This window comes from Ochrobactrum quorumnocens (assembly GCF_002278035.1).
In the GTDB taxonomy this organism is placed as follows: Bacteria; Pseudomonadota; Alphaproteobacteria; order Rhizobiales; family Rhizobiaceae; genus Brucella; species Brucella quorumnocens.
This window is the reverse complement of record NZ_CP022603.1, coordinates 1,223,043-1,237,933: the sequence shown is the minus strand read 5'-3', so window position 1 is coordinate 1,237,933 and position 14,891 is coordinate 1,223,043. Positions and strand designations below refer to the sequence as shown.

Sequence of the window (14,891 nt, the reverse complement as noted above, 5' to 3'; positions counted from 1 at the left end):
GTGAACCGCTCTACAGCGGCAGCTGCGACTTTCGCAGAGCTTCCGCCGAGTAATGCTTGCGCTTGTCCTCATACATCAGAAGATCGGCGCGCTTGGCGACTGTTTCCAGTTTTTCGCCGGGCATGCTGGTGGCAGATCCCATCGAGAGTTCGATTTTCAGCTGTGAATAATACTGATTATTGATATCGACCAGTCGACGAATATCTTCCATGACGGCCTCTGCACCGCGTTCATCGACATACGGCAGCACCACTGCGAACTCGTCGCCGCCAATACGGGCAGCGTGTCCCGGTAGCTTCACGGCCTCATTCAGCACTTCACCGATGCGGCGCAACAAGCCGTCGCCACTCGCATGTCCAAGTTGGTCATTGGCCGCCTTCAAGCCATTGAGATCGATGATGATGATTGAGACAAGTGCGTGTCCCTTGCGCTCAAGACGGTTCAATTCATCAACATAGAAGGCACGATTATGCAGTTTGGTCAGCACATCATGCTTGCCAAGATATTCAAGATAGGCTTCGGCTTTCTTGCGTGCAGTAATGTCAGCAAGTGCGACCTGAACCAGCGACCAGTCTTCTTCATGGCCTGGTAGAACCGAGAACTGCAGGAGCAAATGTCGTTCGGTTCCGTCGAGTGCATAATTGACAACTTCACGGCGCTGAAACAGCACGCCATTCCAGAGATCAATCAGTTGCTCGCGGAAATTGGTTTCCATATCGGCTTTAAAAACATTCGGCAGGTTTTGCAGAAGTGTCTGTTTGTCCGGTGCAAGAAACAGTTCGAGCGTCTCCCGATTGATATCCAAAACACGGATTTCGCTCATGCATTGGCGGACGAATTCCGGATGTACATCGGTGAAAACGCGGAAATCAACAATGCCGCGCTCGCGGATATCGTTCATCAGCTGTTTGATACGGCTGAAGTCTTCCACCCAAAGCGAGACAGGCGAATGCTCAAACAGGCCTTCTGCGTGCTGCTTGTGCTTGTTTTGCTGGCGTCGCGCCTCTTCACGCGCTGTCACGTCTTCGATGGACAAGAGAACGCGATCCCAGCTTTCCTCATGGCCGGGCAAAACCACGCCTTTGAGCTGGATGTCGAGACGCTTGCCGCCTAGGGAATAATTCACTGTATCGCTCATGAAAGCGTTGCCGCCGTTCCAGAGCTGCATCATCTCATCAATGTGCGGATCGAGCATGTCGTCGCGGAATACATGATCGAGATTCTCTATCAGATGATTGACGTCTCGCGCCTCATACAGAGACAAGGTTTTGCGATTGACTTTGATGACACGGATCAGGCTTGTGCAGATGCGCAAGCGGCTCGTGTCTTCTTTCAGGAAGGCTCCAAGGTCAGTAACACCGAGCGCACGCCATTGTTCGAATTGCACACGCAATCCGCTATAGTCTTCAAGCCACAGGGAAATTGGTGCCAGTTCAAAGACATTGGCACCGTCATTCACGGCAGATTCAATATTCATGGTCGGTTCTAAACCTGAGGCGTTCCTGCTGTAAGCGCAGATCAAGCTGGAAAATAATCAACGCCTTATATTACGCGATGAAAAGATAGACCAGCAATTATGTAGGATGGCGCGTTTATTAACCAAAACTCGTAGCGATTGCTTAAAGGGCAGTTTGGTAGAGACAAGCCCATCAATAACAATTATCGATTGTAGCGAAGATTAATCATTGTTCATTTGTACTTTCGTCTTGTGTGTTGCCAAGGGGGCCTGGCCGACGAGAGTTTCCGGGGGCGGGTTTGAGGGTAATGACGAAAAATGGATGAGCGGCTAAAGAGCCAGAAATTGCCTTTGGCCGTGGATCTCGACGGGACGCTCGTCGCTACGGATTTGCTTTGGGAAAGCGCTTTCGTTCTTCTGAAGAAGAACCCGCTTTATCTTTTCCTGATGCCGATCTGGCTCTTGTCCGGCAAGGCCCATCTCAAGCAGCAAATTGCGCGCCGCATCGTCATTGATGCTTCATTGTTGCCCTATCGTCAGGAGTTTCTTGATTATCTTCTTCAGGAACATGCCAATGGGCGCAGACTGGTTCTGGCGACCGCAGCAGCAGAGCCACTGGCGCAAGCGGTTGCTTCGGAGCTCGGTATTTTTGAGGCTGTTTTGGCCACGACTGGCAAAAACAATCTTTCTTCGCATCGTAAAGCGCGGGCTCTTACAGAACATTACGGCCCGAAAGGTTTTGACTATGCGGGTAACGACCGCGCCGATATAGCCGTCTTCGAAGCTGCACGGGACGTTATTGTCGTTGCCCCGGATCGGGCAGCTGCGCATTTTCAGAAAGCCAATGGTAGTCGGCTTTTTGTGAAAAGGGCTGCGGGCATCAAGCCATACTTGAAAATGCTGCGAGTCCATCAATGGCTTAAAAACCTTCTGGTTTTTGTTCCCGCAATCCTCGCTCACACCATCTTCTTTCCCGAGGTGTTTCTGGCTTCTATCCTCGCGTTTATCGCGTTTTCTGCGGCCGCCTCGGCGATCTATATTCTCAATGATATCATTGATCTGCCGCTTGATCGCCAGCATGCCAGAAAGCGTTCGCGCCCCTTCGCAAGTGGTGCATTGAGCATTCCATTCGGGCTCAAGGTGTCAGCGCTGCTTTTGTTGATTGCAGCCGCGACCTGCTTTTTCCTGCCGCCGATTTTTGCGCTTGTTATAGGTCTCTATCTGGTTGCCACGACGGCCTATTCGCTCGTGCTGAAGCGGGCATTGCTGGTTGATGTCATCTGCCTTGCGGCGCTTTATACTTTGCGGCTGCTCGGTGGCACGGCGGCAACCGAAATTCCGCAATCATTCTGGCTGATGGCGTTTGCGATGTTCTTCTTCCTCTCGCTGGCGCTGGTGAAACGCTATGTCGAATTGCAACATTCGACGGTTACAGAAAAGGACCGTATCGCGGGCCGAGGTTATCGTCCCGAAGACAGGGACATTGTCGGCCAGAGCGGTGTGGCTTCCGGCTTTACTGCCGTGGTGGTTCTGGCGCTTTACATCAACAGCGCCGCTGTCCAGCAGCTTTATACCTATCCATGGCTGATCTGGCCGCTGGTACCCATCGTTCTCTACATCATCATCCGCGTATGGATCTTGGCGCATCGCAAGGAAATGGACGACGATCCCGTCGTGTTTCTCGCGAATGACTGGCGCAGTCAGGTAGTGATCGCTATTGGTGCAGTCCTGCTATTCGTATCCGGAATGCGATGATGGACCAGTCGTTTGACAGTTTTGGACGCATTGACCGCCACAGGCGAAGCGCCGTTGCGTTCGATGATGTGTTTTCCAAATTGGAAGGCCCGGAAAGCCTGCTCGCTTTTGGCAATGGTCGTTCTTATGGCGACAGCTGCCATAACGATGCGGGATTGCTCGTATCAATGCGGCCACACAATCGCATCGTAAGCTTTGATGTTCACACTGGTATTCTTGAAGCTGAAAGCGGTGTGTTGTTAAGTGAAATTATCGAGGCAGTTGCTAAACAGGGTTATTTTCTGCCTGTAACCCCAGGCACGCGTTTTGTGACACTGGGCGGCGCGATTGCCAATGATGTGCATGGCAAGAACCATCATTTACGCGGCACTTTCGGCAGCCACGTGGAGAGCCTGGAGCTCCTGCGCTCTGATGGTGTGCACTACATCTGTTCGAGCGCCGAAAATGCCGAACTCTTTGCAGCAACAATTGGTGGCATGGGCCTGACCGGGCTGATCCTCAACGCCCGTATTCGGCTGATGCCGGTTGGCTCTCTCGATGTTGAGGAACGCATCACGCCGTTCCAAAACCTGTCCGAGTATTTCGCGATTGCGGAAGACTGCGACCGCCACAATGAATATGCGGTTGCCTGGGTGGATCAATTGGCGAGTGGTCGATCTGCGGGGCGTGGCGTGCTGTTGACTGGCAATCATGCGATCAATGGCAATCGTGCGGGGCAGAGCGGTGAAGCCAAACTTGGCGTGCCATTTGACTTACCGTTTTCAATGTTGAACGGGCCGAGCCTGACTGCGTTCAATAATCTTTATTACCATGCCAAACGCCGCAAACAGGCGCCACATCTGGTCAGCTTTGCGAGTTTCTTTTATCCGCTCGACGGGGTTCGTAACTGGAACAGACTTTATGGCCCTGCAGGGCTTTATCAGCATCAGAGCGTGATACCGTTTGACCATGCTGAACGTGTTATTCCAGCCCTGCTGGCTGCAAGCCGCGCGGCAGGTCAGGCGTCTTTCCTGACGGTGTTGAAGCGGTTTGGCGATCTGCGTTCGCCGGGGCTCCTGTCATTCCCGAAACCGGGCTATACTCTGACGATGGATTTCCCCAATCGAGGGCAGAAGACGCTTGAACTGCTTGGGCAGCTTGACAGCATGACGATTGAAGCAGGTGGGCGCGTCAATCCCTACAAGGACCAGCGCATGAGTTCTGAAACACTTAAGGCGGGCTTTCCAGAGTGGCAGCAGCTTGAAGACATGCGCGATGAGCGGTTCTGCTCCGATTTCTGGCGGCGTACCGCATTAAAAAATTAAACCACGGGACAGACGATGAAATATATCCCATTCATTCTCTTCACAGTCATGACCAACGCGGCAGCACAGTTGCTGCTCAAATATGGCATGATGTCATTTAGTAATGCCAGCTATACAGCGGATACGCTGATTTATCGGATTTTTCAGATTGTTTTTAATCCGTGGGTTTTCGCTGGTCTGACCATGTTTGTGATTTCCATGGCATCACATATGTATGTGCTCTCAAAAGTCGATCTGTCTTTTGCCTATCCTTTTTTGAGCCTTGCCTATGTTGCCGTGGCAGTTTTCGCTTGGCTGTTGTTCAAGGAAGAACTGGGCGCCTACAAAATTGCGGGCATCGCCTTCATTTGCATTGGAACAGTGCTGATCGCACAGAGCGGCAAGACGCCGAATGCCGAACAAAATGCGGCCGTTCACGACCGCTCGCCAGTTTAGAGCGCGTTTCGATCTGATACGATCAGATCGGCGTTCTAGCTATTTACTTTAACGCGCATCCTATCCGAAAGCTGGCTCACACTTTTCGGGATGCGCTCTAATTTTAAAGTCGGGGCAGGATTATGAGACATATTATTTTTGGTGGCGATGGCTTTGTGGGGCGCTATCTAGCTCCAATGCTTTTCGCCGATGGACATGAAGTCATTGTCGCGGATATCGTGAAAAGCGATCTCGCGCATTATAACGATGTGACATTTGTCCATACCGATGTGACTGACCCGGAGGCGATCCGCAAACTTGGCATTCGCGCCGATGACATGGTCTATAATCTGTCTGCCAAGATGCTGTCGCCGCTTCAGGTGCGTGCCAAGCGTCACGATTTCTTCTTCCCGGTCAACTATTACGGTACGGAAAACATTATCAAGGCGATGGACGAGGCGGGCGCAAAGCGTCTCGTGCATTTCACGACCGATATGGTCTATGGCCACACCTATGTCTGGCCGCAGAAAGAAGATCATCCCTGCAATCCGCTTGGTGAATATGGTTTGTCGAAATTCAAAACCGAGGAGCTGGCCGCTGAATGGCGCACGCGCGGCATGAATATTTCGCTGTTCCGTCCGCGTCTCATTATTGGACCGGGACGCCTTGGCATTCTCGAAAAGCTGTTCAAGCTCATCGATAATAATCTGCCGGTTCCGATGATCGGCTCGGGCAAGAACCCTTATCAGTTTATATCGGTGTTTGATTGCGCGTCGGCGGCTTATGCAGCCTATAAAGCGGGCGTTCCAAATGAGGTTTATAATCTCGGCTCGCTCAACCCGCCGCCGGTGCGTAAACTGCTCGGTGATCTCGTCAAGCACGCAGGATCAAAATCCATTCTGGTGCCGACCCCCGCATGGGCCGTGAAGCGCACGCTGGACTTCCTTGATTGGCTCAACAAGCCATTGATGGACCCGGAGCAATATCTGATTGCCGATGAAATGTGCGTTCTCGATGTTTCAAAAGGCGAACGGGAATTGGGCTGGATACCGCAATATCGTGATGAGGACATGCTGATCGCGGCCTACAGCGAATATCGCAAGAAACTTGCCGATGCATCGAAGGCGGCGTGAGGAGCAAACCATGACAAAGACATTTACGACACATGACACGGTTGCTGTTGCCAATCACACGCCCAAGCCCAAGCTTCTGACCGTAGAAGATGCCAAGGCGCTCGATCTGCCGCGCATGACCGAGCTTTTCACCGGACATCTTAACCCCGGACAGCTGCATTTCATGAAGCTGCTCGGATTTCACAAGGTGAAAATCGAACGTGCCGAAGGCATGTATTACTTCGATCAGAACGGTCGCAAGATACTTGATTTCTTCGGTGGCTTTGGCTCACTCGCTCTTGGGCATAATCACCCGCGCATTCTCGAAGCTCGCCGCAAGTTTCAGGAAGAAATGCGGCACGAAATCGCCATCGCCTTCATGTCGCAATATGCGGCTGCATTGGCTTATGACATTGCGGCCTGTTCGCCAGGCGATCTTGATATGGTCTTCTTAGGCTCGTCCGGTTCGGAAGCCATGGAAGCTGCGATCAAGGTCGCAGAACGTGCCACAGGCCCGAAGAAGCCGAAGATTGTCTATGCTGAAAACTCTTTCCACGGAAAGACCAAGGGCGTGCTATCGATCACCGATGGTGGGCTTTACCGCGGTGATTTCAAGCTGGTCGATAATACGGTTCGCGTGCCGTTCGGCGATATTGATGCCATTGAAAACTCGTTCCGTTCTGATCCGGAAATTGGCGTTATTGTGTTGGAAACCGTTCAGGGCGGCGGCGGAATCATTCAGGCCGATGCTGCCTTCTGGCAGAAGCTGCGCGAGCTTTGCGATCAGTATGGCGTGATCTGGGTGGCGGACGAAGTGCAGTGCGGTTTTGGCCGCACCGGCAAGTTCTATGCATTCGAGCATTATGGTGTCATTCCTGATGTCACTGCCCTTGCCAAGTCGCTTGGTGGTGGCAAGACAGCGATGGCCGCGATGATCGCCAAGCGCGACGTCTATATGAAAGCTTACGGCACGCCTAAAACGGCGATGATCCATGCCATGGCAACCTTTGGTGGTATTGGTGAAGCCTGCATCACCTCGATTGAAACGATCAATGTACTTTACGATGAGCATCTGATCGATAACTCGGCAGAAACCGGCGACTATCTGCTTGATCGTTTGAAAGACCTGCACGGACGGTACCCGACGCTTATCAAGGATGTCCGGGGCAAGGGCATGATGGTGGGACTTGAGTTTCATGATTTCTCTAAGGCCATGCCAATGGTGCTGCGCCCTGTGCTGGCCATGCTGGATGAGAAGCTGAAAGGTTCGCTGCCGGGCTTTATTGGCAGTCATCTCCTGCGCGATCATGGCGTGCTGGTGGCATTCACGGAGTATAATCGCAATGTGATCCGGCTTGAGCCACCATTGATCTGTACGCGGGCGCATGTTGATGAGTTCATCGCAGCGCTTGATGAGATTCTGGGGCGCGGTATCGTCGGTATCGTCAAGGATTTCGTGAAGGCGCAAATCAAGTAAAAAGAAAGGCCGGGTGGTTTCATCCGGCCTTTCCTTTTCTTGCTTTATTTTCGCAAAATTCCGGGACGCAGCAATAAGTCCCAGCATGCATCAAGTGGCAAGACTTCGCGATCTTTGAGCGCGTCTGCGTAAATTTCCTGCAGAGCCAGACGGGTTGTTGTCATCGGACATTTAGGGCGTATAACGCCGTCGGTTGCTTCAATCGCTGCTCTGGTTTCAGGCGTCATCGCGGGAACCGTGCGGAATGGATCAGCGCCGATCTGGATTTTCCGCGTCGCGTCGCGGTTTAACAACCACGGAAATGGATCGGTGAAGTCGAGCGTCATCAGCGTTTTGATATAAACGCCGGTCTTACTCTCGAACTCTTTGAAGGCTTTGACGGCCTCATCGGCCGAGATGATCCAGTACATCTGATAATCAAGCTCTGAATAAAGCCGCCAGCTTGGCAGTTGTCCCTGCGTTGCCAATGCTTCGTAAGGTGCAGAATAATCCGCATAATGCACGGGCAGCAATTTCGCACGATCCATGATGTCCGGTCTGGCGGACACCTGACGCATGTTTTTAAGCTCCGTCACAGGTGGCTGGACATAAGTGGGTGCTACCGCAATTGCGCGCAAAGTCTTGTGTGTGACCTTGCTGAAGGTTGGGATAACGCAGAAGGCTGCCAGCACCAGAAAAGCAATCTTAGACTTGCCTTCAACGTTTTTGACACGGTGGTAGATCATCAACAAAATCGGCCAGATGAAGATGAATTCCTGACTGCCAGTGTTTTGGGTTTCGAGAATAATGCCACCGAGTAAAATGACTGCGAGCCATACGGAGTTGCGGTCAAAAAAATGAAGGGAGGCCGTGTCGCGTGTCATTTCAATCCAGAAAAGCACCAGAACAAGAATTGTGGTTGGCAGAATGACGTCAAGCTTACCCGATACGACCGTCAAAAACCGCGGCAGCAGCGCGCCTTCATTCAAGGCCAGAAGTTGCGCGATATCGGCAAGATAGGCCGATATCATATGGCCGTTTAGTTCGAGCACAGCCAATCCGATCAGTGTTATGGCGGCAGCAATCAGAACTGTTTTAATGGACAAGCGTCCTGCAAGAAGTGCCGTCAGTCCGAACAGACCGCCAACCAGAAAGCCGGTGATCTTTGTGAGAAACAATGCAAGCATTGCAACGGCACAAAAGACTGCGATCTTGCGTCCGTCAGCAATGAACATCAGACCGCATGTCAGTACATACAGAAGCAGCGACACTTGCCGGTTATAGATGCCGAAGCCGTCGAGACCCGGATAGGACGTATAGGTTTGCACATTGGCAGGGAATATGGCGAAGGCCAGAAAAGGAATGAGAAGCGCAAAGGCAATCGTTCGACTTTTGCTTCCTACCTCAGCGAGAACTACTGCCATGAGGGGGGCCGCCACAACAAGCGTGGACCACTGCACAAGCAATAAGGATTGCGCTTGTGGAAATAGCTTCATGCCCCAGGAGAACAGATAATATCCCATCGGGCCTACGGGGGTGAAAAAATCGACCGAGGGAATTTGCCCGGTGTTTATGCGCTGTGCCGCATCAAGATAGAGATACGTATCCCAATACATGGGGCCAATTGGCACGGTCAGCGGGATGCTCAAAAGACCAATTAAAGCGACGATTACAAGCAGCAGCCAGAAGATCGGGCGACCGACAAAGCGGGTTCTTCCGTTTTCTAAATCAGGCGCTGATGAGACTGAAACTTTCAAATTCTGCCCCCGCTCCTTTGAAATGGCCCTGTGTTATACCCTTTCTATCGCGGATATGTTTAAAATCTCCAAAACACGGCTTGCGCTCACAATTTACGGCAATATGGTGCCGCAATCTTTTTAAATCGGAGTTGAATGTTGCAGAGCGTCGATGTTTTGGTGATAGGCGCTGGCGCTGCTGGCATGATGTGCGCGATCGAAGCTGCAAAGCGCGGCCGTTCGGTGTTGGTGCTGGATCACGCGAGAAAGCCCGGTGACAAGATCCGCATTTCTGGGGGCGGCCGCTGTAACTTCACCAATATCCATGCAAGCCCGAAGAACTTTCTGTCGCAAAACCCGCATTTCTGTATTTCGGCGCTAAGTCGTTATACGCAGCGTGATTTCATCAAACTCGTGGAAAAGTACCGCATCGCTTATCACGAGAAGACGCTTGGCCAATTGTTCTGCGATAGTTCTGCAACGCTGATCATCGATATGCTGCTTGATGAAATGGAGCGGCATGGTGCGCGTTTGCTGCTCGAAACATCAGTCGAGAACGTCGAGAAAACCGAGAGAGGTTTTGTTGTCCAGCATTCCGGCGGTACAGTTTCAGCGAAGTCGCTGGTCATTGCCACTGGCGGAAAATCCATTCCGAAGATGGGGGCGACGGGTTTTGGCTATGACGTTGCCACGCGTTTCGGCCTGCGTATCGTCGAAACACGCCCCGGTCTAGTGCCACTGACTTTCGAGCCGAATTTGCTCGAACGTTTGAAGCCGCTTGCGGGTGTTGCCGTCGATGCTGCGGTTTCATGCAAGAAGACGAAATTTGCCGAGGCGATGCTGTTCACGCATCGAGGCATCAGTGGTCCGTCCATTCTGCAGATCTCATCTTACTGGCGTGAAGGCGACGAAATTGTCATTTCCATGCTGCCAAAGAACGATCTGTTTGAATCTCTTAGAGAGCAGCGCTCTAAGAACGGCAAGCAGGCGCTGCAAACGGCTCTGTCGTTCTTCATTCCCAAGAAACTCGCCCAGCTTATCGCTGCAGATTTTCCCGCGACTAATCTTGCCGATCTGTCGGACGCCGTATTGCGGTGCGCTGCAGCTGCGGTCAACGACTGGCACGTGAAGCCAGCCGGTTCGGAAGGTTATCGGACGGCTGAAGTCACATTGGGCGGAGTTGATACGCGCGATCTCGATTCCAAAACCATGGAAGCAAAGAACGTACCGGACCTTTATTTCATCGGCGAAGTGGTTGATGTCACCGGCTGGCTTGGCGGCTATAATTTCCAGTGGGCGTGGTCGTCAGGTTGGTGTGCGGGGCAGGTAGCTTAAGGTTTAACCAAACTGTCGGCGAGCTTCGGCGGATATTCGAGTTCGATTTCATTCTCGCCGTAGATGAAACTGCCGAGGCCGGGTCCTGTGATTATCGGTCGAACACGATACTTGCCCGGCAAAAGGTTCGTCGGGAAGAATAAAGGATAGGCGTCCTGCCCGTCATTATCGTGATAAATCACAAATTGTCCGTCGCGCTTCTCAATCGGATTGTCGTCGAGCATATGGCTTTCGCCGGGCGCGAGCGTCGTATCGGAGACATCGTAGAGCTTGTGGGCTAATCGTGTGCCGTTATCTCCATTGAAGAGAAGAAAAAGCTCAGCATTCGACAATTGGATTTCCGTATCGCTGGTGTTTTGCATCGTCAGCGTGAAGAGGTTGCGATAATAATCGGGGTTTTCCGTTGTATCTTTGTAGTCGGAAAGGCCGAGGGAGGCCGTTTGTGGCTTGGTTGCGTCAGTATCATAACGGGCGACGAGGTCATAGGCTTCTTTAAGCGATACCCAGCCGTCGGGTTGGGTATCGTTGCCTTCGCGGGCGACCTTCATGAAGTCGCCACTGAAAGCAAGGATGCGAACGCTTTCGCCTTTGACAAGATGGCCAGGCGTTCTGCTCTGCAGATTATCTGCACTATATATTTCGAGCTTAGTTACGGGGACTTCCCAGCTATTCTCTGCTTCATCTAGGGCAATGACTGTCTCCAGAGTGATGTTGCCCTGTTGGTCATACGAAACCATGCGGGCGGGACGGTCGAGATAGGGCCAATGCCAGTTTTCTTCCTTCGGGCGCGATTGTTCCAGCAAATTTGCACCGCCGTCGGGGTCTATCTGCACAACATCGATGCGCGCATCTTCGCCCTCCAAACTACAGTTGCTTTTGATCGCTTTCCTGCTTTCGATTAACTTAATATTCCACAGAGCGCCGCAGTTAAGCCGCTCGCTGAAATTGTCCGGGAAATCGAGTGCGGCATAAGATTTTATTGTTGGCTTATAGAGAAAAAGACCAAACCCAATATCGGGACTCTCGCTTGTACTTGCGCCACGCGCCACATCGGGAAATCCATCGAAATTGAAATCTGCAACTATGAAGCTTGGCTCACCGTCGAAATTTGCGGCCGATTCGGCATCAATCATCATGAGTTCCCGCCCACCGGGCTGAACTATGACGTAACCATTCTCGGTTTTAGCAATTTGGGCTGTGACACCCGCCTCCGGCGTCAGTCGCGGCAATGCCTCCGCAGCAAAAGGCGCTGTTGTTAATCCTGCAGTGAAACAAACAAGGGCAAGTCCAAACAGAGAAGATCGGGAAAGCTGTGTCATCTTGAACGCATTGTTATGAAGGGATTAAGCCTGTTTACATGATCCCGCCATAAAGTGGGAGTGACGCTTTGATCATCTGCATGCTGATTTAAATGTTTAAGTGTGTCGTCCGGTCGCGCTTGATGGAAGCTGCTTGTTCCCTGGATGCGATTCGCGTATCGCCTAGAAGAACGGATGAGGATGGAGGTCGTCCGAATGCCGCAAAGAAATTCCCCCCTGGCGCCGTTTCAGTATGGAACTTTTCGCGCCTTATGGTCTGCGACGCTATTTTCAAACCTGGGCGGTCTTGTGCAGACTGTCGGTGCGGGCTGGATGATGGCCACCATCGCGCGTTCGGATGATATGGTCGCACTAGTTCAGGCCTCCACTACTTTGCCGGTGATGATCTTTTCGGTTGCGGCAGGCGCACTTGCGGATAACTTCGACCGCCGTCGCATCATGCTCACCGCTCAGATTCTCCTGCTCGTCATCTCGGTTGCGCTTGCAGCTTTCGCCTATATGGGCATGCTGACACCGTGGATGTTGCTCGGCTTCACCTTTCTCATCGGTTGCGGTGGTGCTTTGCATAATCCATCGTGGCAGGCATCGATGGGCGACATTGTTCCCAGAACAGATTTGCCTGCAGCAGTTGCTCTTAATTCCATGAGTTTCAATCTGATGCGCAGCATCGGTCCGGCAATTGGTGGCGCGATTGTTGCGGCAGCGGGTGCTGCGTTTGCTTTCATCTTCAATGCCTTCAGTTACTGCGCGCTTATTTTAGCGCTTTGGCGCTGGCAACCTCAGACGACGAAATCCACGTTGCCGCGCGAAGCGTTAGGGCCTGCAATGGTCGCCGGGCTGCGCTATGTGGCTATGTCGCCAAATCTTCTAAAAGTCATGTTTCGCGGCTTTCTGTTCGGTCTGTCTGCGATTGTCATTCTTGCACTGTTGCCGCTTGTGGCACGTGACCTCGTTAAAGGCACAGCACTGACATATGGCATCATGCTCGGTTTTTTCGGGATTGGTGCTATAGGTGGCGCTCTTTCAAGCGCCCGACTGCGTGAACTGCTGGGCAATGAATGGCTGGTACGCGGTGCTTTTGTCGCTTTTGCGCTCAGCTGTCTTTTGCTCTCGGTGAGCCGCAGCATCTGGATGAGCTGTATTTTTCTGCTTCCTGCGGGATTGTCGTGGGTTCTCGCGCTTTCCCTGTTTAATGTGACTGTGCAGCTTTCAACCCCGCGATGGGTAGTTGGTCGTGCGTTAGCACTCTACCAGACAGCCACGTTCGGTGGCATGGCGGCGGGCAGTTGGCTATGGGGTTCGGTTGCCGATGAATTCGGCGTTCCGGGAGCCTTGTTGGCGGCGGCCGGCGTTCTGCTCTTCGGTGCGCTCGTCGGGTTTTTGCTGCCGCAGCCGGAATTTGAATCGCTTAATCTCGACCCACTCAACCGCTTCAGCGAACCGCAGTTGCGCTTAGACCTACGGTCGCGCAGTGGCCCGATCATGATCATGGTCGATTATAAAATCGCTCAGGATGATGTGCAGGCATTTCTTGGGGCAATGGCGCTGCGGCGACGCATTCGCATTCGCGACGGCGCACGACAATGGGCCTTGCTGCGCGATCTGGAAAATCCGGAAACATGGACGGAAAGTTATCACGTTCCGACATGGGTGGAATATGTGCGCCACAATCAGCGGCGTACGCAATCTGACGCGGAAGTGTCAGAAAGGCTGCTTGCTCTGCACAAGGGATCAACACCCCCTCTGGTCCATCGCATGATTGAACGGCAGACTGTGTCTATCCATGATGACATGCCGCTAAAGGCGCATCTCGATTTGACGTGATGTGTTCATACCAATGCGCTAAGATAGAGACGCATCATGCCTTGCAAATATTCATTCTCTACAAAGGCTTAACCGACATCCAATAAGTTGCACGCATCGGATGTTGGTATCAGTTTCAGGCCGTTGAAAACTCGGTCTTTGCAATCTGGTTGCGACCGCTCTTTTTGCTCGTGTAAAGCTGATGGTCGGCGTGCTGCAGCCAAAGTGATCCGCCCATATCGGGATGGGTGCGCGCAGATGCAATCCCCATGCTGACGGTTACGTTCGTGCTGACTTCCGAGCCGGTATGGGGAATGTTCAGCGACTGGATTTGAAACTGGATTTCATGTGCTGTGGCCAAAGCGGTTTCGGGGTCCGCACCGGGCAGAACACAGGCAAATTCTTCGCCGCCATAGCGCGCCGTCATACCCGAAACCTTATGCACAGCACGGTTCAGAGCGGCTGCAACCATGGCAATGCATCGATCGCCTTCAGGGTGACCATAGGTGTCGTTGAAGAGCTTGAAGAAATCGATGTCGAGCATGATGACGGAAAGCCATGCGCCCGCAGGCGCAAGACGCGAGATTTCTCCCGCGAGAATGACTTCCAGCTGACGGCGGTTGCTAAGACCCGTCAAAGCATCGGTAACCGCCATCTGGGCCAGCTGATCGCGCAGACGCTTGAGCTCGATATGATTGGACACGCGTGCGCGCAACACGACCGGATTGATCGGCTTTGTTACATAATCGATGGCACCCAGCGAAAGGCCGCGAACCTCTGCTTCCTGATCATCAAGACCTGTCGTGAAGATAACCGGCACGTCAGCCAGCAGACGATCATTCTTCAGTCGCATGCAGACTTCATAACCATCGACACCCGGCATCATGACATCCAGCAAAATCAGATCGGGTAAAACTGAGCGCGCAACTTCCAGCGCCTGTTCACCAGACGTGGCAAAGCAGATTTCATAATGGTCTTCCAGCACCGCGTTCATGATCTCGATATTTGAAACTTCGTCATCGACGATCAGGACGGTTGCACGATCAGGCATTTAATTTACTCCGGTAGTGTTTAGATCGCCGCTTGGTTTTTATGATCTGGGGCGAATTCTAGAACGTCGATCCGATTCAATCAGATCGACGCTCTAACTTTTTATTTTAACGCGCATCTTGTCCGAAAACCGTTTCGAACTTTTGCTGGA

Annotated in this window: 11 protein-coding genes; 7 read left to right on the top strand and 4 right to left on the bottom strand. The window is 52.4% G+C overall.

Annotated features, from left to right (window positions below; genetic code table 11):
* Positions 1-10 precede the first annotated feature (10 nt).
* Entirely contained in the window at positions 11-1,477 is a 1,467-nt protein-coding gene (locus CES85_RS05835; RefSeq protein ID WP_095445022.1) for a sensor domain-containing diguanylate cyclase, read from the bottom strand.
* 297 nt (positions 1,478-1,774) lie between these two features.
* On the opposite strand from CES85_RS05835, the gene CES85_RS05830 reads away from it, so the two are divergent.
* The 5 genes from CES85_RS05830 (at position 1,775) to CES85_RS05810 (ending at position 7,518) form a co-directional block, all read left to right on the top strand.
* Positions 1,775-3,211: a UbiA family prenyltransferase gene (locus CES85_RS05830; protein WP_095445021.1), complete on the top strand. Its 1,437-nt coding sequence runs from the start codon at positions 1,775-1,777 to the stop codon at positions 3,209-3,211.
* Positions 3,211-4,515, top strand: a complete 1,305-nt coding sequence (locus CES85_RS05825; RefSeq protein WP_095445020.1) for an FAD-binding oxidoreductase — start codon at positions 3,211-3,213, stop codon at positions 4,513-4,515. Before CES85_RS05830 ends, CES85_RS05825 begins: the two co-directional genes overlap by 1 nt.
* Positions 4,516-4,530: 15 nt before the next feature.
* On the top strand, positions 4,531-4,950 hold the full coding sequence (locus tag CES85_RS05820; protein ID WP_095445019.1) for an EamA family transporter: 420 nt from the start codon (positions 4,531-4,533) through the stop codon (positions 4,948-4,950).
* A gap of 122 nt (positions 4,951-5,072) precedes the next feature.
* Positions 5,073-6,062 (top strand): NAD-dependent epimerase/dehydratase family protein, encoded by a 990-nt coding sequence (locus tag CES85_RS05815; RefSeq protein WP_095445018.1) that lies wholly within the window; start codon positions 5,073-5,075, stop codon positions 6,060-6,062.
* A 10-nt stretch (positions 6,063-6,072) separates the two neighbouring features.
* Positions 6,073-7,518 carry an aspartate aminotransferase family protein gene (locus CES85_RS05810; protein WP_095445017.1) on the top strand — a complete coding sequence of 482 codons (1,446 nt, stop codon included), beginning with the start codon at positions 6,073-6,075 and terminating at the stop codon, positions 7,516-7,518.
* A 44-nt stretch (positions 7,519-7,562) separates the two neighbouring features.
* On the opposite strand, the gene CES85_RS05805 is transcribed toward CES85_RS05810, so the two are convergent.
* Entirely contained in the window at positions 7,563-9,188 is a 1,626-nt protein-coding gene (locus CES85_RS05805; protein WP_350340781.1) for a hypothetical protein, read from the bottom strand.
* A 204-nt stretch (positions 9,189-9,392) separates the two neighbouring features.
* Between CES85_RS05805 and CES85_RS05800 the strand changes: the two genes are divergently transcribed.
* Positions 9,393-10,568, top strand: a complete 1,176-nt coding sequence (locus CES85_RS05800) for a BaiN/RdsA family NAD(P)/FAD-dependent oxidoreductase (RefSeq protein WP_095445721.1) — start codon at positions 9,393-9,395, stop codon at positions 10,566-10,568.
* On the opposite strand, the gene CES85_RS05795 is transcribed toward CES85_RS05800, so the two are convergent.
* Complete coding sequence (locus CES85_RS05795; protein WP_095445016.1) at positions 10,565-11,887, bottom strand: SH3 domain-containing protein; 1,323 nt, start codon at positions 11,885-11,887, stop codon at positions 10,565-10,567. The genes CES85_RS05800 and CES85_RS05795 overlap by 4 nt on opposite strands.
* Positions 11,888-12,082: 195 nt before the next feature.
* Here CES85_RS05795 and CES85_RS05790 point away from each other — a divergent pair, with 195 nt between their 5' ends.
* A complete protein-coding gene (locus CES85_RS05790) occupies positions 12,083-13,711 on the top strand; it encodes an MFS transporter (RefSeq protein ID WP_095445015.1) in 1,629 nt (542 codons plus the stop codon).
* Between the two features lie 115 nt (positions 13,712-13,826).
* Here the strand turns inward: CES85_RS05790 and CES85_RS05785 are convergent, their stop codons facing one another.
* On the bottom strand, positions 13,827-14,741 hold the full coding sequence (locus CES85_RS05785; RefSeq protein WP_095445014.1) for a diguanylate cyclase: 915 nt from the start codon (positions 14,739-14,741) through the stop codon (positions 13,827-13,829).
* Between the last annotated feature and the right edge of the window lie 150 nt (positions 14,742-14,891).